We start from the raw sequence: 20,199 nt of genomic DNA on the forward strand, positions 1-20,199 counted from the left end.
GGCGGACGCCCTCGGCCGGGCCGCCGGGGAGACGGGCCGCAACGTCGAGATGGCCCGGCCGGCGTGGCTCACCGAGGAGGCGCGGACCCTGCGCACGGCCGCGTCCTGACCCGCCCCCGGCGGCCCGGTGCGGCCCGGCGCAGGCCTGGCGGGCCGGGTCAGCCGGGCTCCCCGGGAGGCCGGCGCCGGCCGTCGGCTGCGGTTCCGTCCGCCGGGACGCCGTCCCATTCCGCGCGCTCGGTGTCCGACCACTCGCTGGTGTCGCGCGGCTCCACGTAGGGCTCCTTGTCGGCGGGATGCCCCTCCAGGATGGCGCGCTGGCGGGCCATCTCCGCGTCGAACTCCAGGCCCAGCAGGATCGCCAGGTTGGTGATCCACAACCACACCAGGAAGATGATCACACCGGCGAGGGTTCCGTATGTCTTGTTGTACGAGCCGAAGTTCGCGACGTACACGGCGAAGCCCGCCGAAGCGGCCATCCAGATCAGCAGGGCCAGGAAGCTGCCCGGCGTCACCCACAGGAACCCGCGCGACTTCGCGTTCGGCGCCGCCCAGTACAGCAGCGCGATCATGATGGTGACCAGCAGCAGGAGCACCGGCCACTTCGCGATCGACCACACCGTCACCGCAGCCTCCCCGAGGCCGAGCGCGGACCCGGCCTCCCGGGCCAGACCGCCGGTGAAGACCACGATCACCGCGCTCGCCCCCGCCAGCAGCATCAGCACCAGCGTCAGCACGACCCGCAGCGGGGTCAGCTTCCAGATCGACCGGCCCTCCGGCATGTCGTACACGGCGTTCGCGGAGCGGATGAACGCCGCCACATAGCCCGACGCCGACCACAGGGCCACGAGGAGGCCGACGATCGCGAGTACGCCGCCCGTCCCGCTGCTCGCCTGCAGCTGCTCGACCGCGCTCCTGATGACGTCCCGCGCCGCGCCCGGGGTCAGCTTCGCCACGGAGTCCAGCAGGCCCTGCGTCGCCGCCTTCCCCGTCACGCCGAGGAGCGAGACCAGGACGAGCAGCGCCGGGAACAGGGCCAGCACCCCGTAGTAGGTGAGCGCGGCCGCCCGGTCCGCCAGTTCGTCCGCCCGGAACTCCGAGAAGGTGCGGCGCAGCACCGCCTTCCAGGACTTCCTGCCCAGGTCGGTGGGCTTGTCGGGGCCGTTCTGCTCCGGCTCGTGAGCCGCGGCGGCCGGTCCGCGGCGCGGGTCCGCGTCGTCAGCGTCCCGCCGTGTGCCTCGTTCGGTCTTGTCCATGCCGGGCGCCTTACCCGAATCCGGCATCCGAACCGGGCTCCGGCCCGAACCGCGTACCGTTCGGCCCGCTCAGCCCAGTCGGCCGACGTGGAACAGGACGACGGCCCCCGCGGCGTCGAGGACCTCGTACAGCACCCGGTAGCGGCCCACGTGCATGCGGCGCAGCCGGGAGGAGCCGTACTCGACGGTGCCCTGCGGCCGCGGCCTGGCGGCCAGGAGGTCCACGGAGTACATCAGCTGCCGCAGCCCCTCGGGGTCGTCCGCCATGAAGCCGGCCGCCGCGTCGATGGCGGCCTCGTCCCAGTGGATGGCGTACGGCATCGCCCTCACCTGCCGGTCCGGCCCGGAGTCTCCCGCAGTCCCGCAGGAAAGCCTGCCCGACCCCGCGCGCCGTATGCCTGGACGCGGGGTCAGTGGCCGGCGGCCGCCTTCACCACCGCCACCGCCGTGCCGATCGCCGCGTCGACGGCGCCGGCCGCCAGGGCGAACACCGTGCCGCCGCCCATCCGGAGTCCGCCGTAGCAGCCCCACGCGAAGAGGGCGGCGATGTTCACTGCGGCCGCCGTCACCAGCGCCGTGTCCAGCCCCATCAACCCGAGCGCCGCGGCCGCGACCAGCAGCAGCGGGCCCACCGCGGAGAGCAGCAGCGGACTGCTGACGAAGAGCATGGCGCGCAGCTCCCGCCCGCCGGCGAGCCTGCCGTGGACCACTCGGTGGGCCTGCTGGTCGGCGACGACCGCGGCCAGCCACAGCCCTGCGGAGGCCGTCGCCACGGAGGCGGCCGCGCCCCCCGGCTCAACGTGGCCGCTCGCGCCGAGGCCGACGACGACCGAGATCATGGTGATCGTCGCGTACAGCCGCTCCTTGAGCCGGGCCGTCGCCGTCGCGGTGTCCGCTCGTACGTCCGTCACCCGGCCACCGTAGGGCGGCGGCCCGCGCCGGCCCGGGCAGGCGGGCGGCCCGCGCCGACCCGGTGTCACCCGGGTGGCGGTCGCGGCGCCGGGCGGGCGGGCAGACCGGGGTCAGTCCGTGGAGAGCGCCTGGACGAGGTCGCCCACCTGGGGGTCGGGAAGCGAACGGGCCACGTCCGCCTGCGCGACGATGCCGACGAGGGTGTGCCCGTCGATCACCGGCAGGCGGCGCACCTTGTGCTCCGTCATCGTCCGCAGGATCTCGGCGGTGTCGTCGTCGGCGCCGATGGTCACGGCCTCGCCCTGCGCGAGCTCTCCGGCCTTGACCTCGGCGGGGTCCTTGCCCTGGCCGAGGACCTTCACGACGATGTCGCGGTCGGTGAGCATGCCCTTCAGCTTGTTGTCGGTTCCGCAGATCGGCAGCGCACCGACACCGAGCTCGGTCATCTTCCTCGCCGCTTCCAGGACGCTCTCCTCGGCGCCGATGCAGGTCGCGTCGGGCGTCATGATCTCGCGAGCGGTTGTCATCGCAGTCTCCCTGGTCTCGCAGCAGCCGCCGGGCCGCAGGCGCCTCGGCGGCAGTCCGGTTGGTGATCCGCGCCTGCCCTGGGGAACGCGGGCCAAGCGTGCGGCGCGGGCGGATTCCGCGGCCGCAGCCCCCGGGGCGCGGGGCCCGGCGTGCCGGTCGTCGCTCTGCGTGTTCTCGTAGCGATGCGGAGGACGGTGCGCAACCATATAGAAGCTGACAAAGCTCGCCTATCGGACTCACGCGTTCGGAGGGGGAACACGGGGCACGAGACGAGGCGTGCCCGGCAGGGGCCGGGCGCCGGCAGCACAGCACAGGGAACCACCGAGACAGGAAGAAGGACCCGACGTGTCCGGCAGCGAGAGCGAGAACCCCGCAATCCCTTCGCCGACCCCGGCGCCGCCCCGGCCCCGGACGAACCGGGACTGGTGGCCGAATCAGCTGGACCTCCAGGTTCTCCACCAGCACTCGCCCCAGGCCAATCCGATGGGGGAGGAGTACGACTACAAGGAGGAGTTCCGCAGCCTCGACGTGGAGGCCCTCAAACGCGACGTCTTCGAGGTGATGACCACCTCCCAGGACTGGTGGCCCGCCGACTACGGCCACTACGGGCCGCTCTTCATCCGGATGAGCTGGCACGCCGCCGGGACCTACCGCATCGCGGACGGCCGGGGCGGCGGCGGGTCCGGAGCCCAGCGCTTCGCCCCCCTCAACAGCTGGCCCGACAACGCGAGCCTCGACAAGGCCCGCCGCCTCCTGTGGCCCGTCAAGCAGAAGTACGGCCGGAAGATCTCCTGGGCGGACCTGCTGGTCTTCGCCGGGAACTGCGCCATGGAGTCCATGGGGTTCAAGACGTTCGGCTTCGGCTTCGGGCGGCAGGACATCTGGGAGCCCGAGGAGGTGTTCTGGGGCCCGGAGGACACCTGGCTGGGTGACGAGCGCTACAGCGGCGACCGCGAACTGGCCAACCCGTTCGGCGCGGTGCAGATGGGCCTCATCTACGTCAACCCGGAGGGCCCCAACGGCAACCCGGACCCGGTGGCCGCCGCCAGGGACATCCGCGAGACGTTCGGGCGGATGGCGATGAACGACGAGGAGACGGCCGCGCTCATCGTCGGCGGCCACACCTTCGGCAAGTGCCACGGCGCGGTCGACCCGCAGTACATCGGCCCGGAACCGGAGGCCGCCCCGATCGAGGCGCAGGGCCTCGGCTGGAAGAACACCTACGGCACCGGCGCGGGGCCCCACGCCCTCACCAGCGGCCTCGAAGGCGCCTGGACGAACAAGCCGACCACCTGGGACAACGGCTACCTCGACAACCTGTACGGCTACGACTGGGAGCTGACGACCAGCCCGGCCGGCGCCAAGCAGTGGACCCCGAAGAACCCCGAGGCCCAGGGCACCGTGCCCGACGCCCACGACCCGTCGAAGCGGCACGCCCCGATGATGCTGACGACGGACCTGGCCCTGCGGGTCGACCCGGTCTACGGGCCGATCACCAAGCGCTTCCACGAGCACCCCGAGGAGCTCGCCGAGGCGTTCGCGAAGGCCTGGTACAAGCTGCTGCACCGCGACATGGGCCCGCTCTCCCGCTACCTCGGGCCGTGGGTGGCGGAGCCGCAGCTGTGGCAGGACCCGGTGCCCCCCGTCGACCACGAACTGGTCGGCGGCGAGGACGCCGAGGCCCTCAAGCGGAAGATCCTCGACTCCGGCCTGCCCCTCCGGCACCTGGTGACCACGGCGTGGGCGTCGGCGGCGAGCTTCCGCGGCACCGACAAGCGCGGCGGGGCCAACGGCGCCCGGATCCGGCTGGAACCGCAGCGGAGCTGGGAGTCCAACTCGGGCCCCGAGATCCCGGAGACGCTGGAGGCACTGGAGCGGATCCGCCGGGAGTTCGACTCCGCGCAGGCGGGCGGCAAGAAGGTCTCGCTCGCCGACCTGATCGTCCTCGGCGGCTGCGCCGCCGTGGAGCAGGCGGCGCGCAACGCGGGCCACGACATCAGGGTGCCCTTCGCGCCCGGCCGCACGGACGCCTCGCAGGAGCAGACGGACACGGAGTCCTTCGCCGTCCTCGAACCGCGCGCGGACGGCTTCCGCAACCACGTCAAGGCCGGGGAGAAGCTGCCGCCGGAGACGCTCCTGCTGGACCGGGCCAACATGCTCGACCTGACGGCCCCCGAGATGACGGTCCTGGTCGGCGGCATGCGGGCCCTCGACGCGAACGCCCGCCAGGCCCCGCACGGCGTCCTGACCGACCGGCCGGGCACGCTGACGAACGACTTCTTCGTCAACCTGCTCGACGCCGGCACCGAATGGAAGACGTCCGCGACCTCCGAGGGCGTCTTCGAAGGACGGGACCGGGCCACCGGCGAACCGAAGTGGACGGCGACCGCCGTCGACCTCGTGTTCGGCGCGCACTCCCAGCTCCGCGCCATCGCGGAGGTGTACGCCTCCGCGGACGGGCAGGCGAAGTTCGTCCAGGACTTCGTCGCCGCCTGGAACAAGGTCATGAACCTGGACCGGTTCGACCTGGCGTGACCGCCCCGCCCCCGCCCCCTCCCCGCCGCCCGGGCCGGCCTCCTCGGCCGCCCGGGCGGCGCCCTGCTCCGGGCCCCGGCTGCCGGGCGGCCCCGGTCTACTCCGGCCGGCCGGTCCCGCCGTCCCGGTCCTGCGAGCCGTCCGGCGGCAGGTGCGCCCGGTCCTCGTCGGCGACGTCGCGCCGGCCCTCGTTCTCGCGGCGCCCGTACTCGGCGATCTCGTAGTGGTGCAGGTCGAACGCCGGGGACTCCGACCGCACCCGGGGCAGCGTCACGAAGTTGTGGCGGGGCGGCGGGCAGGAGGTCGCCCACTCCAGGGACCGCCCGAACCCCCACGGGTCGTCGACGGTGACCCGCGGCGCGGACACGGCGGTCTTCCACACGTTGTAGAGGAACGGCAGCGTGGACAGGCCCAGGAGGAACGCCCCGACCGTGGAGACCGAGTTGAGGACGGTGAACCCGTCGGCCGCCAGGTAGTCGGCGTACCGCCGCGGCATGCCCTCCGCGCCGAGCCAGTGCTGGACGAGGAACGTGGTGTGGAAGCCGACGAACAGCGTCCAGAAGTGGATCTTCCCGAGGCGTTCGTCGAGCATCGTGCCGGTCATCTTCGGCCACCAGAAGTAGAAGCCCGCGAACATCGCGAAGACGACCGTGCCGAAGACGACGTAGTGGAAGTGCGCGACGACGAAGTACGTGTCGGTGACGTGGAAGTCCATCGGCGGCGACGCCAGGATGATCCCGGTCAGCCCGCCGAACAGGAACGTCACCAGGAAGCCGATCGACCACAGCATCGGCGTCTCGAACGACAGCGACCCCTTCCACATGGTCCCGATCCAGTTGAAGAACTTCACCCCCGTCGGCACCGCGATCAGGAACGTCAGGAACGAGAAGAACGGCAGCAGCACCGCCCCCGTGGCGAACATGTGGTGAGCCCACACCGTCATCGACAGCCCGGCGATCGCGATCGTGGCCCCGATGAGCCCGATGTAGCCGAACACCGGCTTCCGGGAGAAGACGGGCAGGATCTCCGTGATGATGCCGAAGAACGGCAGCGCGATGATGTACACCTCGGGGTGCCCGAAGAACCAGAACAGGTGCTGCCACAGCAGCGCGCCGCCGTTGGCCGGGTCGTAGACGTGGCTGCCGAACTTGCGGTCCGACTCCAGCACCAGCAGCGCCGCCGCGAGGACGGGGAAGGCGAACAGCACCAGCACCGACGTCAGCAGGATGTTCCAGGTGAAGATCGGCATCCGGAACATCGTCATCCCCGGCCCGCGCAGGCAGATGATCGTGGTGACGAAGTTGACGGCGCCGAGGATCGTCCCGAACCCCGACAGCACCAGTCCCATGATCCACATGTCGCCGCCGATGTACGGGCTCCGCTCGGCCCCGCTCAGCGGCGTGTACGCGGTCCAGCCGAAGTCCGCCGTCCCCTGCGGGGTGAACAGGCTCGCGACGACGATGATGCCGCCGAACAGGAAGAACCAGAACGACAGCATGTTCAGCCGCGGGAACGCCACGTCCGGCGCCCCGATCTGGAGCGGCATGATCGCGTTGGCGAACCCGGCGAAGGTCGGCGTCGCGAAGAACAGCAGCATCACCGTCCCGTGCAGCGTGAACGCCTGGTTGTACTGCTCCGCGGAGACGATCTGCAGGCCGGGCCGCGCCAGCTCCGCACGCATCAGCAGGGCCAGCACACCGCCCACGAGGAAGAAGAGGAACGAGGCGATCAGGTAGAGGTGCCCGATCTTCTTGTGGTCGGTGGTGGACAGCCACTCCACCATCACCTGCCCCCTCGACCGGCCCGGCGCCGGTACGGGCGCGACGGGCTCGGTGACAGCCGATGCAGACAACCCGGTGCTCCTCACTCTGGCGTTCCTTCCACCCGGCCGCGCGACGCCGCCGGGCGGCCGGGGCGGGCCGGCGGCGCCGTCGGCGCTCGCGCCGGGGGGTCCTCCACCGTCGCAGGAGGGGCCCCCGGCAGGCGGCCACCACGCGGGGCCGCGCCCGGTACGCGCCGCATTTGGGGGATGCGGCCCGCCGCCGGGCCACCGGGCGATACCGTGGCGGCGGCAAGCCGTCGGTGTCCCCTGGAGCCTGAGTGATGAGCGACATGCCGGTCCCCGCCGACCGCACCCCCCGGCCCCGGGCCGGTGCCTGATGGCCGCGCAGCGCGGACGCCGCGCCCGCATCGCCTTCTCCGACTCCGCGGCGAAGCAGCTGGAGGACATCACCAGCGAGGCAGGGCTCCACGCCCTGGACCGCGCCCTGGTCGTCATCTCCGTCGACCCCGACATCGGCGAGCCGATCCCGGGCAGCGGCCCCGGTCCCCGCCTGCTCCGGTACACCGACGACATCGAACCCGTCCGCGTCCTGTACTTCGTCACGGCCCTGCGCACGGTGGTGGTCGTCGCGTACATCGAGGTGTGACGCCCGGCGCCCGTCAGGCGCCCTCGCCGAGGACGGCCCCGATCAGCTGCCGCTGGTCCTCCGTCAGGTACGGGTCGCGCAGCCGCACGGCCAGGCCGTCGGCCTTCAGCACGTACGCGAACCCGTCGGGCACCGCCGGACGGTCGGGCGGGCACCCGCCGCGCAGCGCCCGCTCGGCCAGCGCCTCCAGTGCGGCGCCGTCGGTGCGGCACTCCGTGTCGAGGGAGCCGCTGCGCTCCCTGCCGGCGAAGCCGCCCGTACGCGTCACCGTGATGAGCATGGGTTCCTCCTCTTCGGCGCCGCCCCGCCGCCGGGCCGGCAGGCTCCGGCGAAGGCGGCGCGCCCTTGTCGGACCGGAACAGGGCGCCGCCCCGCCGCCGGGCCGGCAGGCTCCGGCGAAGGCGGCGCGCCCTTGTCGGACCGGAACACGGACACCGTCCCGCATGCCCGGGAATCCCGCCCTCCGACGCGCGGCCGGGCCGCCAGGCCGAAGAAGGCCGAAATCCGCCCGTGCTCGGCGCCTTCAGGAGCCGCCGCCGTGCGGCCCCGGCCTGCCGCGAGGGCCGAAGCACGCGGTGACGGCCTTGCCGCCGTGGACGGCGTGCACGTCGCAGGAGTCGGCCACCGCGCTCACGATCCCGAGCCCGCGCCCCGAGGTGGCGCCGAGGTCGGCGTCGGCGGGGCGCAGCCGCGGCATGCGCGGGTCGTCGTCCGCGACGCTGACGTGCAGGCAGCTGCCGTCCCAGGTCAGCACCAGCCGGGCGGAACCGCCCGCGTAGCGGTGGGAGTTGGTGACCAGCTCGGACACCGTCAGCAGCACCGAGTACGTCGCGTCCTGTCTGGTCTCCTCGTCCCACGGCACCGACTCCAGGTGCTCCGCCGTCCATTCGCGGGCCGCCCGTACTCCGCGCGACACCGGGAAGGAGCGGGCCCAACCCACTGCCCTGACCGTCACCATCCCCACCTCTGCTTCGTCTCGGCAGCCCGCCGTGCGGCGTGCCGTCCTGTCGGTGTGTCAGTGCTCGGGTACCCAGCCTCGGCCCCCGCACCCGCCCGGGAGCCGCACGCCCTCGCGAGACGAAGCGTCTTGCGCAGGCGCCGGCGATCCCGTAAGGTCGCGCACATCGACAAGACGATACGAATCGTCTCGCAAATGTCGTGCAGTACCGCCCTGTCGCCCACCCCGGGAGTTCCGCCCTTGTTCCGTGTCCAACTCGCCGACGTCACCAAGCGCTACGACGACCGGATCGTCCTCGACCGCGTCTCCCTCTCCGTCCGCCCCGGCGAGCGCATCGGCGTCGTCGGCGACAACGGCTCCGGGAAGTCCACCCTCCTGAAGCTGCTCGCCGGTCTCGAAGCCCCCGACAACGGCAGCGTTGCCGTCGAGTCGCCCGGCGGCACCGGCCACCTCGCCCAGACCCTCGACCTGCCGGACACCGCGACCGTCGGCGCGGCGATCGACCTCGCCCTCGCCGACGTACGCCGGCTGGAGCGGGCCATCCGCACGGCCGAGGCCGGCCTCCACCGCACCGGCGACCTGGAGGGCTATGCGGCCCTGCTCGCCGCCTACGAGGCGCGCGGCGGCGCCGGCGCCGACCGCCGCGTCGACAGCGTGCTGCGGCGGCTCGGGGAACGCGAACCCCTCGACCGGGCCCGCCCCCTCGGCACCCTCTCCGGCGGCCGGCGCTCCCGCCTCGCGCTCGCCGCGGTCCTCGCGGCCGAACCCGAGCTGCTCCTCCTCGACGAGCCCACCAACGACCTCGACGACGAGGCCGTCGGCTGGCTGGAGGAGCGGCTCCTCGCCCACCGGGGGACCGTCGTCGCCGTCACCCACGACCGCGCCTTCCTCGACCGGGTCACCACCGCCGTCGTCGAGGTCGCCCAGGAGACCCGGACCGTGCGGCGCTACGGCAACGGCTACGGCGGCTACCTGGCGGGCCGGGCCGCCGACCGGGCGCGCCGCGAGCGGGAGTACGAGGAGTGGCGTACCGGCACGGCCCGGTACGCGGCCCTCGCCGACAGCGGCATCGACCGGCTCGCCGCCATCCCGCGCAAGGCGCCGGCCGCGTTCAGCGGGGCGGGGGCCTTCCGGGCCCGGTCCCGGGCGCACGGGGCGATGGGCCGCATCCGCGCCGCCCGCGAACAGCTGCGGCGGCTCGCCGCACACCCGGTGCCGAAGCCGCCCGACCCGCTGCGGTTCGCCGCCCGGATCGAGGGCCGGGGGGCGGCCGTCGAGCTGGCCGGCGTACGGGTCGACGGGCGGCTGCGGCTGGACGCCCTGCGCCTGGAGCCCTGCGAGCGGCTCCTGGTCACCGGGCCGAACGGAGCCGGCAAGACCACCCTGCTGCGGGTCCTCGCGGGCCGGCTCACCCCGGACGCCGGAACGGTGCGCGCCCCGGCCCTGGTCGGCATGCTCGCCCAGGACACCGCCCTGCCCGAGGACCCGCGGACCCTGGCCGCCGCCTTCGGCGCAGGCCGCGAGGAGGAGCTCCTGACTCTGGGCCTGTTCGCCGAAGCCGACCTGCGCACGCCCGTCCGGTGCCTGTCCACGGGGCAGCGCCGCAAGCTGGAACTCGCCCGCCTGGTGACCGCCCCGGCGGACCTGCTCCTGCTCGACGAGCCGACCAACCACCTGGCACCCGGCCTGGTGGAGGAGGTCGAGGCCGCGCTCGCGCAGTACGCGGGCACCCTCGTCGTCGTCAGCCACGACCGCCGGCTGCGGGCGGGCTTCGCCGCCCGGCGCCTGGAGCTGGAACCGTGGCCCGGCGCCGCGGCTCCGGCGGCCGCCCGCCCCGCCGCGGCCCGGTGACCCCGCGGGCGTACGGCGAACGGCTCCTGCCCCCGGACAGGGAAGGAGCCGTTCGCCGATGCTGCGCCGATCAGCCGCGGCCGGGCGGGCCGGGTCAGGTGTGCCGGTGGGCGTGCCGGCCTCCGGTGGCCAGCCGGTAGAGGGCCAGGAGGATGACGGAGCCGATGATGGCGGCGATCCAGGTGGAGAGGTCGAAGAAGCCGTCGATCGAGTCGACGCCGAAGATGACCTTGCCGAGCCATCCGCCGAGCAGTCCGCCGGCGATGCCGATCAGTGTGGTGATGATGATGCCGCCGGGGTCCTTGCCCGGCATGAGCGCCTTGGCGATGAGGCCCGCGAGCAGGCCGATGAGTATCCACGCGATGATGCCCATGACGTGTCTCCTACCTCCCTGTGTACGACGTGCGTGACTTCCGTTTTGACGCTCCGGGACTTTTCAAACGTGCCGGTGCGCGACTTCTCCGCGGCCCGCGCGGTCACACGAGTACGCCCGCGAAGAACATGGCCCCCAGCAGCGCGTACTGGGCGGCGCAGGCAGCCAGCAGCAGGACCTGCACCCAGCGGGGCAGGTGCCTGACCAGGAGGAGCCCCACGAACATCTGGGCGTGGTTGCGGTACCACGACATCTCCGCGCCGGCGAAGAACGGCGCCCAGAAGACGGCGAGGGCCAGGACCAGGGCGGCCCATTCCGCGGTGTCCAGCCGCCGGTGCCGCAGGAGCCGTACGGCGGCTGCCGCTACCACGAGCAGGACGAACGCCGTGTTCAGCCACAGCTGGCCGCGGTGCGCGGCGAGCGCGTGCTCCACGAGCCAGGGGAGGGGCCCGTCCGGCCGGTACCAGTCGGCGAACGGGAAGTCGTAGGCGTTCCGGATCTCCTCGAGGGGCAGGCGCGGGCCGCCCTGCCCGTAGCTGGACGCCTGGAGGGCCTCGTACGCGTCCCAGCGGCCCGTTCCCTGCCACATCAGCCACTTGGCCCACAGCACCCCGCAGGCGGCGAGGGCCGCGGAGCCCGCCGCCTTCGCGCACCGCACCGGGCGGCTGTCCGCGTGCCAGGCGAAGAACGCGCTCAGCAGCAGCATGCCGACGGCGGCGGCGCCGACGAGGTGGCAGGCCGCTGCCGCGAACCCGCCCGCGGCGGCCACGGGCCAGGAGCCCCGCCGGAGTCCGGCGACGCAGACGAGCAGGGCGAGGGTGCCGGCGGCGAGCGGGAAGAGGGCGTGGAAGTAGATCCCGCCGGGGAAGACCGCCCCGATGGCGAGGGTCAGGCCGGCGGCCCGGCCGGGCCCGGCTCCGAGGAGCCGCCACAGCAGGACGAACATGCCGAGCAGGCAGGCCTCGGTGACGACCGCGGCGGCGGTCTCGTACGGAAGCCCCGTGGCGGAGACGGCCCGCACGGCCATGGGGTAGCCGGGGAACCAGGCGGTGTTGCCGCAGAGGACGTCGGGGAAGTCCGGGTGCCGCTCCCGGCACGGGAACAGCTCGTAGCCGGCCCGTGCGACGGAGAGGTAGTGCTCGGCGTCCCAGCGGCGCCTGGCGGCCGTGGACCAGTAGGCGATCCGGGAGCCGTCGTTCGCCGCGGACAGGGCGGCGACCAGCCACGTGGCCAGGTTCGCGGCGAGCCAGGCCGCGACCGGCGGGAGCAGCCGGCGGACCCGGTCGCGTGATGCCGAACACGGCGGTCCGGCCGGGTCAGCGGCCGCGGAGCGGGCGGCCGCGCCGGTCATCGGCGGAACGCCGACGGGGCCCGGCGGGCTGCTCTTGCCGTCGGCGGGGGAGCGGCGGGCACGGCCATGTGCCCAGCATGCCCGCCGCCGCGGTCGCCCGCGGCCCCGGGCGGCAGGGCGAACGGGTGACGCGCCGGCCGGACGGCGGCGGGTGCCCGGCCGGCGCGTCCGGGGCGGTGCCCGGAACCGGGTCAGGCGTCCTGCGGGCGGCCGAAGAGCAGGTCGTATCCCGGCGGCAGTTGGAGCAGGACCCGCCTCAGGACCTCGTCGTCGAGGGTGTCGGCGACGACGCTGAGGACCGCGCTGACGTCCCACCGGGCCGTCGCCTCCGTCGCTCCCTCGATCCAGGCCGCGGTGGCCCGTACGAACCGCTGCGCGTCGAGCGGTTCGGCGGCCCGCAGCGGGTTGAGCAGGATCAGGGCGTAGGCCTCGGGCAGGCCCGCGGCGACCCGGGCCCGGTCCTCGCCCACCAAATGGGCGCCTAGCAGCGCGAGGACCACCCGCGCCGCCCGGTCGGCCTCGTCGCGGCTGCCGTACTCGCCGCGCTCGCGGACGCGTTCGAGGAAGACGTCCCATCGCAGGGTCATCGCTGGATCCTCCCGGCCCGAAGGGGCCGGCGGCCCGCAGGCCGCCGCCGTCAGCTGCTGATCTGCTTGCGGGAGCCGTCGCCGATGGCGATCTTGCGCGGCTTGGCGCGCTCGGCGATCGGGATGCGGAGCGTCAGCACGCCCGCCTCGTAGTCGGCCTCGATGCGCTCGGTGTCGAGGGTGTCGGCCAGCACTACCTGGCGGGAGAACACGCCGAGGGGGCGCTCGGACAGCTCGACCTGGGCCTGGTCCGACTTGGCCGCGGGCCGGCGCTCGGCGCGGACCGTCAGCATGTTCCGCTCGACGTCGATGTCGACGGCCTCCTTCGCCACGCCCGGGAGGTCGAAGGCGATCACGTACGTGTCGCCGTCCCGGTAGGCGTCCATCGGCATGGCGGACGGCCTGGACCACGTCCCCGGGCCGAGGAGCTGCTGGGCGAGGCGGTCCATCTCACGGAAGGGGTCGGTGCGCATCAGCATGGGAGAACACCTCCGGTCGTCTCGGCTGCGGTGCCAGTGCGCTTCGGACACCACCGTTGTAACATGTCATCCAACTGATGACAAGTGGCGACGTAACCTTGTGGATGACGGCGCTGTGCCGGAGTAGGCTCTCCGCCACCGGTGCCCGCGCCGTCCCCAGACCCGGGAGGAATCCGTGACCCCACCCCAGCAGCCCGCCGGGCCGCCCGGCTCCCCGGCCTCCTTCCTCGCCGCAGCGGCCGCCCTCGACGCGATCGGCAAGGCTGTCGAAGGCGCCCACGGCCAGGAGGCGGACGCCCCCCGCGACACCGACTCGGCCCTCGCCGCCCTGCTGCTCCTGCGCGAGGTCCGCGAGCAGCTCGCCTCCTGGGAGAGCGGGCTCATCGAGACGGCCCGCGCGGCCGGCGCCAGCTGGGCGGACCTGGCCGGCCCCCTCGGCGTCGCCAGCCGGCAGGCCGCCGAACGCCGCTACCTGCGGCTGCGCCCCGGAGCGGCGGGCACGACGGGCGAGCAGCGCGTCCAGGCCACCCGCGACTCCCGTGCGGCGCAGCGCAGCGTCGACACCTGGGCCCGGCAGAACGCGGGGGACCTGCGCCAGCTCGCCGGCCAGATCAGCGCGCTCACCGGCCTCGACCGGCCGGGCAGCGCCTCGATCGGCAGGGTCCGCAGCGCGCTCGCCGGCGACGACGCCGCCGACCTCCTCGGCCCGCTCAGCGCGGCCGAACCGCATGTACGGGCCGGCCACCCCGAACTCGCCGACCGGATCGACGCCGTGAACCGGCACACCGACCGCGTCCGCCGGGCCAGCGGCCTCCGCCGCCAAGGCGCCGAGTAGCCGCGGGTTCCGGCGCGCGCCCCGGCCCTGCCCGCCGGGCCCCGGTACGATCCCGGAATGGAACGCGCGGAAATCCTGAAGCGGGTCATCGCCATCCTGACGGAGGTGCAGGAGATCCGGCACGCGGTGGAGGCCGGCGAGGACCCCGACATCCCCGAGGCGGAGTCGCAGGTCGTCACGGAGCTGCTCAACGAGATGCTCCCCTCGATCCGCGTCCCCGCCGACGCCGCGCCGAAGGAGGTCGTCCGGCTGGTCGCGAACTCGCTCGGACCGGCCCTGCAGAGCATGGTCGCGGGCTTCAGCCTCGCCTTCACCAGCCTGGCCATGGCCCACGACAACGGCCGTACGGACCTCACCTCCACCGACGTCCTGCGCACCCTCGCCCTCGAAGTCGAACGCGGCACCTACGACGACGGCGCCCCCTGACCCCGCCAGGACCCGGACGGCCCGGGCGCCCGGGGAAAAAGCAGGCGGCCGGGGGCGGTTCCCGCCGCTACGATCGGGCCTCCACCCGAACGGACGCCACGGAGGCCATGATGGAGCCGGCTGCCCCGCGGACGCCCGCGCACCCCGAACGACCCGAACGGGGGCACCCGTTCCGGCAGCGGAAGGTTTCGTCCGCGCCCGGCACCGAACCCGGCCGCCCCCTCGCCCGGTACCGCCGGGAGGACAGGGCCGCCGAACGGGAGGGCGCCCGGCCCCCGTTGGCGTTCCTCGGCGGCACCGACTGGTCGCCCTACCCCAAGATCCCCTCCCGGACCCGGCCCGGGAGCGCGGCGCGGGCCCGCGAGTGGGTCGCGCAGGAGAAGGTCCACGGCGCGAACTTCGCCGTGCACTGCGACCGGACGGGGACGCGGCCGGCCAAGCGCCGCGAACTGCTGGGAGAGGGCGGCCTGGACGACTTCTTCGGCGTCGCCCGGATCTGGCCCGCCCTCGCCGTCGCCGCCGAACGGTGCGCGGCCGCCCTCCGCCGCCACTGCGCGGCGGACCCCTCCGCACCCGTCACCCTGTACGGCGAACTCGCCGGCGGACGCTACCCGCACCCCGATGTCCCGCCCGCCGTCGGCGCGGAGCCCGTCCAGACCGGCGTCTGGTACGCGCCGGGGCTGCTCTGGCTGCCGTTCGACGCCGTCGTCCGGACCGGCGACGGCGCCTGCTGGGCGGGCGAGCGGGCCCTGCGGGACGCCGCGGCGGCCGCGGGCCTGCACTGCGCCCCGCTCCTCGCGCGCGGCACGCTGGCCCGCGTGCAGGAGGCGTCGCCGGTGTTCGAGACCAGGGTGCCGGCGCTCCTGGGCCTGCCCGCGCTGCCCGGGAACCTCGCGGAGGGGCTCGTCGTCAAGCCCGCCGGCGACTGGTGGGTCTCCGGACCGGACGCCGCCGCGGCCGGGGCTCCCCGCCCGGTGGCCAAGGCCAAGCACCCGGCCTTCGCCGAGGACGGGCGCTTCGACGGTGCACGCCCCTACACCGCGCCGCCCGAAGGCGCGGCCGGGGTGCCCGGCTGGCTGCTCTCCGAGGCGGCCGCGCTCCTCACACCGGCACGGGCCGCGGCCGCCGTCGGCAAACTCGGCCCGCGCACACCGGTCGAGGAGGTCGCCGCGGAGATCGCCCGGGACGCCGCCCGGGATCTCGCCGAATCCGTCGGCGGCCTCGACGGCGCGCCGGCCGCGGCCCTGGAACGCGCGCTGCACCCCGGAGCGCTCGCCCTCGCCCGCTTCGACGCGGCCGACCGCCGTCCCCGGCCCTGACCCGGGCCGGCACAGGACCGCGCTCCCCTGGGGTCCCCCGGGGAGCGCGGCGGAGCGGGAGGGGCGGTGGTCAGCGGCGGCCGGCCTCGCGGCCGCCCCACGACCGGGTGTCGACGATGTTCCCGCGGGCGTCGCGCAGCGTGGCGGTGTCGCGCTCGTCCCAGATCCGGCGGTGGCTGCCCTGGTAGACGTCGGTGCGCGTGTCGCGGCCCTGGCCGGTGTGGACGCGGACGCTGGAACGGCCGTCGAGGCGGAGGCGGTCGAAGCGGTAGCGGTTGCCCTCGCGGTCGGTGAGGGTGAACCCGCGCAGGTCCACGGCCTGCCGGCCGTTGTTCCTCACCTCGACCCACTCGCGGTTCAGGTCGTTCACGGTGCGGCCGCGGCTGCGGCTGCGGCTCTCGTGCTGCACGTCGCCGATGGCGAGCGGGGAGTAGCGGGCCGCACGGCTGTCGCGCCGGTCGTCGTCGTGGGCGGCGGCCGGCAGCGCGGTCGCGCCCACCAGGGAGCCGGCGGTGAGGACCGCGGCGAGCAGACGGCGGGCGGGGAGGGAAGCAGACATGGGGGTGGCTCCTTCGAAAGGCGAGCCCGGACCGGGTGCGTGCGCACCGGCCGGACTCCGTCCGGTTCCCGGCATCGTGCCGAGGGGCCACACTCTGGCCACGTCCCACCCGCGGACGCCGCATCTCGGGCGCGTGTTTCCCTATGCGGACATTTCCGTAACGCTCCCGTGTAGCGGACAAGGGTCAACCGCGTTTGACGGCTCCGGGGTGCGGCCGCGCCACGGCCCGCCCGCCGCTTGGCCCGCCGGCCGGACGGCCGGCCCCCGGCCGCGCGGCGGCGTACGCCGAACGGGCGGGCCGCCTCGTAACAGGGGGTCCGCGCCGTTGGGGGTGCCGTCGGGATCAGGCGAACACGACGCAGGCGGCGGCCGGGACGTCCACCTGCCCGGAGCGGGTCAGCCGGCCGGTCCAGAGGTCCGCCTCGAACCAGGTGACGTCCCCCGACCACTCGTTGGAGACGTAGACCCGCCGCCCGGACGGATCGGCCGCCAGGTCCCGCGGCCAACTCCCGCCGCACGGCACGGTCTGGAGGAGCCGCGGCTCCCCGGAGTCGGCGGGCAGCGCGAACGTGTGCAGCAGGTCGCTGCCGCGGACCGCCACCCGCAGGAACCGCCCGTCGCCCGACACCAGGCCCACCGACGGGTACTCGCGTGCGCCCGCCGCCTCCGCCGAGCCCAGCGGCACCTCGCCGGCGGGATCGAGCCGGCCGGCGGCCGCGTCCCAGCGGCAGACCGTCAGCAGGGGCTCCAGCTCGTGCACGACGTACGCGGCATCCCCGCCGGGACGGAACGCCAGGTGGCGCGGCCCGCTCCCGGCCGGCAGGGCCGTCTCCGCGTGCAGCCGGAGCGCCCCCGTCGCCGGATCGAGGGCGCAGACGCGTACGGAGTCGGTGCCGAGGTCGACGCTGAGGACCCAGCGGCCCGAGGGGTCGGCCAGCACCTGGTGGGCGTGCGGCCCGCTCTGCCGGTCCGGGTCGGGGCCCGAGCCCTCGTGGGCGAGGACGTACGGGTCGCCGGCCGGGCTGCCGTCGGCGCCGAGGCGGATGCTGCTCACGCTGCCGGAGGCGTAGTGGGCCGTCAGCAGCCGGTCGCCGGCCAGGCCGAGGTGGGTGGGCCCGCGCCCGCCGACCGGTGCCGGCCGGCCGAGCGGGACGAGCCCGCCGGCCGCGGTCCGGTAGGCCGCGACGACGCCCTCGCCGTCGTCGCTGTCGCTCACCGCGTACAGGAACCGCCCCGCGCCGCCGAGTGCCAGGCAGGCCGGGTTCACGATCCCGTTCTCGGAGCCGGCGGGGGCCAGTGCCCCGGTCGCGGGGTCCACCGCGGCGGTGGTGATGCCGCGGCCGCCGCCCGTGGTGAACGACCCGATGTAGGCGCGCCGTCCGCGCGGTCCGCCGCCGTGGTCAGTGGTGCTCGCGCCGCCGTCCACCGAAGTGTCCTTCCCGCCGCCTGTGGAGTCGGGAAGGACGATAACAGGACAATACGGATGTCCGGATTGTTGACCGGACCTCCGGCGCGTCTGGAATGCTGAAGCGGACCGGGGGCTCGGGCCGGGGCCGCCGACCGGACGGGGCGGGGCCGCGGCAGGCAGAGGGAGGGCGTACATGCTGACCGGGGAGACGGGCGCGGACGGCCGCGGAGTCCGGATGACCCGTATGGGCGGCCGATGGCGGGTCACCCGGCCGTGGCCCGCTCACCTGCGCCCGTTCCTGCACAGCTACGCCGGCTACTGGGAGGCGGCCGCCACGCCCTACCGGGTGCGGCTCGTACCGACCGGCCGGGCCGTGCTGCTCATCAACCTCGGCGAGCCGTTCGCCCAGGTGCGGCGGCTCGCGGACGACACGGGCCTCACCGGCCGGGCCACCGGCGCGCTGGTGGTGGGCCTGGAGGACGGGCCCCGCGTGTGCGACCACCCCGGCGGACAGGAGGCGATCCGCCTGGAGCTGACGCCGCTCGGCGCCTACCGGCTGTTCGCCCTGCCCATGGGGGAGCTGACCAACCGGGCCGTCGGACTCGGCGACGTCCTCGGGCCGGAGGCACGGCTCCTGGTGGACCGGATGGCCGCCACCCGCAGCTGGACGACCCGGTTCGACCTGCTCGACGCCGCACTGACGGCGCGGCTCGACACCGGCCCCGTGCCTGCCCCGGAGGTCGTCCAGGCGTGGCGGCTGCTGCGCCGCAGCGGCGGCACGGTCCCGATCGGCCGGATCGCGGCCGATGTCGGCTGGAGCCAGGGGCATTTGGTCCGCCGGTTCACCCAGCAGGTCGGCCTCACCCCGAAGGCGTCCGCGCGCGTGCTGCGCTTCCGGCGGGCCGTACGCCTGCTCACCGGCGAACACGCCACCCCCGCCGACGTGACCGCCGCCTGCGGCTACTACGACCAGGCACACCTGAACCGCGAGTTCCGCGCCCTGGCCGCCACCACCCCCGGCCGGATCGCCGCGGCCCGGCTCGCGGAAGGGGCGCTCACTCTCTGAGGCGAGGTCAAATTCGTCCAAGCCAGGCCGCCCCCGCGGCCACTAGGGTCTGTCCGGCGGGCCCGGCCATGACCCGCCGGACAGGCCCTGGTGTCGCCTCCGTCGCCGAACGGGCACCCGGCCCGCGGAACGGGGGAGCGGCCGATGGAAGAGCTGCTGCGGATCCTCGTCGCCGGCGCGCTCACGGGCGCGCCGGTCGGAGCGGCCGGCGTCCTCGGGCGCCGCAGCCGCAGGCGCCGCGAGGACGGCGGCGGCACGGACCGCCGCTGACGGGCCCGGGCCCGGGCCCGGGGCCGGGGCCGGGGTCCGCCACGGGGGAGCGGACTCCGGCCCCGCCTCCGAACCCGTCCCGCCGGTCACAGCACTAGACGAGTAAGTCCGAAGTCTTGTGGCGCATGAAGCGAGGGTCTCGTTGATCCGTTTGTGACGACAGACCTCGAAACCCTCGCGACAGCACTGTACGTGAAGATCGATGACTCTCTGGCAGGAACGCGGCGGGCAGGACGGCCGCCGAGGCTGACGGACGCAGAGCTGTTGACGTTGGCAGTCATGCAGGCTGTCCTCGGGTTCGCCTCCGAAGCCCGCTGGCTACGGTTCGCCCGACGCCACCTGGCCGCCGAGTTCCCCTACCTGCCCGGCCAGTCCGGCTACAACAAGCGCCTGCGGGCAGCGAACACACTGATCAGCCGGTTCATCCGCACCCTGGCCCGGGACACCGACCTATGGCACGACGACATGTGGATCGTGGACTCCACCCCCGTCGAATGCGCCCGCTCACGCCCCACCGCCAAACGCTCCGACCTCGCCGGCTGGGCCGGCTACGGCTACTGCCCCTCCCACTCCCGCTTCTTCTGGGGCCTGCGCCTGCACCTGCTCTGCACACCCGGCGGCCTGCCCGTCGCCTGGGCCCTGGCCAACCCCAAAATCGACGAACGCGAAGTCCTGGCCGACATGCTCACCGGCGACGCCGACCTGCTGGCCGGCCGCCCCGGGCAGACGATCGTCGGCGACAAGGGCTACGTCTCCAAGCACCTGGACGCCCTCATGGCCAAGTACGGCCTGACCCTGCTGCGGCCCAGCTACCGCAACCGCAAGCCCCGGCCGGGCGAGCATCTCCTCAAACCGATCCGGCAGCTGATCGAGTCGGTCAACGACACCCTCAAAGGCCAACTCGACCTCGAACGCCACGGAGCCAGGACCCCTGCCGGGGTCCTGGCCCGCGTCGGACAACGCATCCTCACACTGACCGCAGCCATCTGGCACAACCGGGCCAACGGAACACCACTCACCCGATCCCTGATCGCCTACGACCACTGAACCGAGCACT

General features: G+C 74.3%; 22 protein-coding genes. 9 read left to right on the forward strand and 13 right to left on the reverse strand.

What is annotated here, in order from left to right; translation table 11 throughout:
* Positions 1–158 precede the first annotated feature (158 nt).
* The 4 genes from ACZ462_RS14585 to ACZ462_RS14600 all read right to left on the reverse strand — a co-directional run bounded on the left by ACZ462_RS14585 (position 159) and on the right by ACZ462_RS14600 (position 2,695).
* A complete protein-coding gene (locus tag ACZ462_RS14585; protein ID WP_467807964.1) occupies positions 159–1,283 on the reverse strand; it encodes a YihY/virulence factor BrkB family protein in 1,125 nt (374 codons plus the stop codon).
* A gap of 42 nt (positions 1,284–1,325) precedes the next feature.
* Positions 1,326–1,577 (reverse strand): type II toxin-antitoxin system RelE family toxin, encoded by a 252-nt coding sequence (locus ACZ462_RS14590; RefSeq protein WP_467807966.1) that lies wholly within the window; start codon positions 1,575–1,577, stop codon positions 1,326–1,328.
* Between the two features lie 89 nt (positions 1,578–1,666).
* Positions 1,667–2,167, reverse strand: a complete 501-nt coding sequence (locus ACZ462_RS14595) for a hypothetical protein (RefSeq protein ID WP_467807967.1) — start codon at positions 2,165–2,167, stop codon at positions 1,667–1,669.
* Between the two features lie 111 nt (positions 2,168–2,278).
* Positions 2,279–2,695, reverse strand: coding sequence for a CBS domain-containing protein (locus ACZ462_RS14600; RefSeq protein ID WP_189812865.1), 417 nt, complete (start codon positions 2,693–2,695; stop codon positions 2,279–2,281).
* Between the two features lie 346 nt (positions 2,696–3,041).
* On the opposite strand from ACZ462_RS14600, the gene katG reads away from it, so the two are divergent.
* A complete protein-coding gene (gene katG, locus ACZ462_RS14605; RefSeq protein ID WP_467807968.1) occupies positions 3,042–5,231 on the forward strand; it encodes a catalase/peroxidase HPI in 2,190 nt (729 codons plus the stop codon).
* 97 nt (positions 5,232–5,328) lie between these two features.
* Here katG and ctaD read toward each other — a convergent pair whose 3' ends face one another.
* Positions 5,329–7,017, reverse strand: a complete 1,689-nt coding sequence (ctaD, locus tag ACZ462_RS14610) for an aa3-type cytochrome oxidase subunit I (protein WP_467807997.1) — start codon at positions 7,015–7,017, stop codon at positions 5,329–5,331.
* 373 nt (positions 7,018–7,390) lie between these two features.
* Here ctaD and ACZ462_RS14615 point away from each other — a divergent pair, with 373 nt between their 5' ends.
* Positions 7,391–7,660, forward strand: a complete 270-nt coding sequence (locus ACZ462_RS14615; protein ID WP_467807969.1) for a hypothetical protein — start codon at positions 7,391–7,393, stop codon at positions 7,658–7,660.
* A 13-nt stretch (positions 7,661–7,673) separates the two neighbouring features.
* On the opposite strand, the gene ACZ462_RS14620 is transcribed toward ACZ462_RS14615, so the two are convergent.
* Both ACZ462_RS14620 and ACZ462_RS14625 read right to left on the reverse strand, forming a co-directional pair.
* On the reverse strand, positions 7,674–7,940 hold the full coding sequence (locus tag ACZ462_RS14620) for a protealysin inhibitor emfourin (RefSeq protein ID WP_467807970.1): 267 nt from the start codon (positions 7,938–7,940) through the stop codon (positions 7,674–7,676).
* 243 nt (positions 7,941–8,183) lie between these two features.
* A complete protein-coding gene (locus ACZ462_RS14625; RefSeq protein ID WP_467807972.1) occupies positions 8,184–8,618 on the reverse strand; it encodes an ATP-binding protein in 435 nt (144 codons plus the stop codon).
* Between the two features lie 195 nt (positions 8,619–8,813).
* Between ACZ462_RS14625 and ACZ462_RS14630 the strand changes: the two genes are divergently transcribed.
* Entirely contained in the window at positions 8,814–10,469 is a 1,656-nt protein-coding gene (locus tag ACZ462_RS14630) for an ABC-F family ATP-binding cassette domain-containing protein (protein ID WP_467807974.1), read from the forward strand.
* Positions 10,470–10,563: 94 nt separating this feature from the next.
* On the opposite strand, the gene ACZ462_RS14635 is transcribed toward ACZ462_RS14630, so the two are convergent.
* The 4 genes from ACZ462_RS14635 to ACZ462_RS14650 form a co-directional block, all read right to left on the reverse strand.
* Complete coding sequence (locus ACZ462_RS14635) at positions 10,564–10,842, reverse strand: GlsB/YeaQ/YmgE family stress response membrane protein (RefSeq protein WP_467807975.1); 279 nt, start codon at positions 10,840–10,842, stop codon at positions 10,564–10,566.
* Between the two features lie 103 nt (positions 10,843–10,945).
* On the reverse strand, positions 10,946–12,193 hold the full coding sequence (locus ACZ462_RS14640) for a hypothetical protein (protein ID WP_467807977.1): 1,248 nt from the start codon (positions 12,191–12,193) through the stop codon (positions 10,946–10,948).
* A 191-nt stretch (positions 12,194–12,384) separates the two neighbouring features.
* Positions 12,385–12,780 carry a DUF2267 domain-containing protein gene (locus ACZ462_RS14645; protein ID WP_467807979.1) on the reverse strand — a complete coding sequence of 132 codons (396 nt, stop codon included), beginning with the start codon at positions 12,778–12,780 and terminating at the stop codon, positions 12,385–12,387.
* A gap of 50 nt (positions 12,781–12,830) precedes the next feature.
* Positions 12,831–13,259, reverse strand: a complete 429-nt coding sequence (locus tag ACZ462_RS14650) for an Hsp20/alpha crystallin family protein (protein ID WP_467807980.1) — start codon at positions 13,257–13,259, stop codon at positions 12,831–12,833.
* 175 nt (positions 13,260–13,434) lie between these two features.
* Between ACZ462_RS14650 and ACZ462_RS14655 the strand changes: the two genes are divergently transcribed.
* The 3 genes from ACZ462_RS14655 to ACZ462_RS14665 all read left to right on the forward strand — a co-directional run bounded on the left by ACZ462_RS14655 (position 13,435) and on the right by ACZ462_RS14665 (position 15,839).
* The gene (locus ACZ462_RS14655; RefSeq protein WP_467807981.1) at positions 13,435–14,094 is read left to right on the forward strand and encodes a type III effector protein; all 660 of its coding nucleotides are present in this window, start codon (positions 13,435–13,437) and stop codon (positions 14,092–14,094) included.
* Positions 14,095–14,151: 57 nt separating this feature from the next.
* Positions 14,152–14,520 carry a hypothetical protein gene (locus ACZ462_RS14660; RefSeq protein ID WP_467807983.1) on the forward strand — a complete coding sequence of 123 codons (369 nt, stop codon included), beginning with the start codon at positions 14,152–14,154 and terminating at the stop codon, positions 14,518–14,520.
* Between the two features lie 107 nt (positions 14,521–14,627).
* Positions 14,628–15,839 (forward strand): RNA ligase family protein, encoded by a 1,212-nt coding sequence (locus ACZ462_RS14665; RefSeq protein WP_467807985.1) that lies wholly within the window; start codon positions 14,628–14,630, stop codon positions 15,837–15,839.
* 70 nt (positions 15,840–15,909) lie between these two features.
* Here the strand turns inward: ACZ462_RS14665 and ACZ462_RS14670 are convergent, their stop codons facing one another.
* Positions 15,910–16,398, reverse strand: a complete 489-nt coding sequence (locus ACZ462_RS14670; protein ID WP_467807986.1) for a lamin tail domain-containing protein — start codon at positions 16,396–16,398, stop codon at positions 15,910–15,912.
* Between the two features lie 343 nt (positions 16,399–16,741).
* Positions 16,742–17,824, reverse strand: a complete 1,083-nt coding sequence (locus ACZ462_RS14675; RefSeq protein WP_467807987.1) for a lactonase family protein — start codon at positions 17,822–17,824, stop codon at positions 16,742–16,744.
* Between the two features lie 175 nt (positions 17,825–17,999).
* Between ACZ462_RS14675 and ACZ462_RS14680 the strand changes: the two genes are divergently transcribed.
* The 3 genes from ACZ462_RS14680 (at position 18,000) to ACZ462_RS14690 (ending at position 20,189) form a co-directional block, all read left to right on the forward strand.
* Positions 18,000–18,872, forward strand: coding sequence for a helix-turn-helix domain-containing protein (locus tag ACZ462_RS14680; protein ID WP_467807988.1), 873 nt, complete (start codon positions 18,000–18,002; stop codon positions 18,870–18,872).
* A 144-nt stretch (positions 18,873–19,016) separates the two neighbouring features.
* Positions 19,017–19,142: a hypothetical protein gene (locus ACZ462_RS14685; RefSeq protein WP_467807989.1), complete on the forward strand. Its 126-nt coding sequence runs from the start codon at positions 19,017–19,019 to the stop codon at positions 19,140–19,142.
* 153 nt (positions 19,143–19,295) lie between these two features.
* Positions 19,296–20,189: an IS982 family transposase gene (locus tag ACZ462_RS14690; protein ID WP_468252108.1), complete on the forward strand. Its 894-nt coding sequence runs from the start codon at positions 19,296–19,298 to the stop codon at positions 20,187–20,189.
* Positions 20,190–20,199 lie beyond the last annotated feature (10 nt).

The organism is Streptomyces sp. NPDC031121 (genome assembly GCF_055570615.1).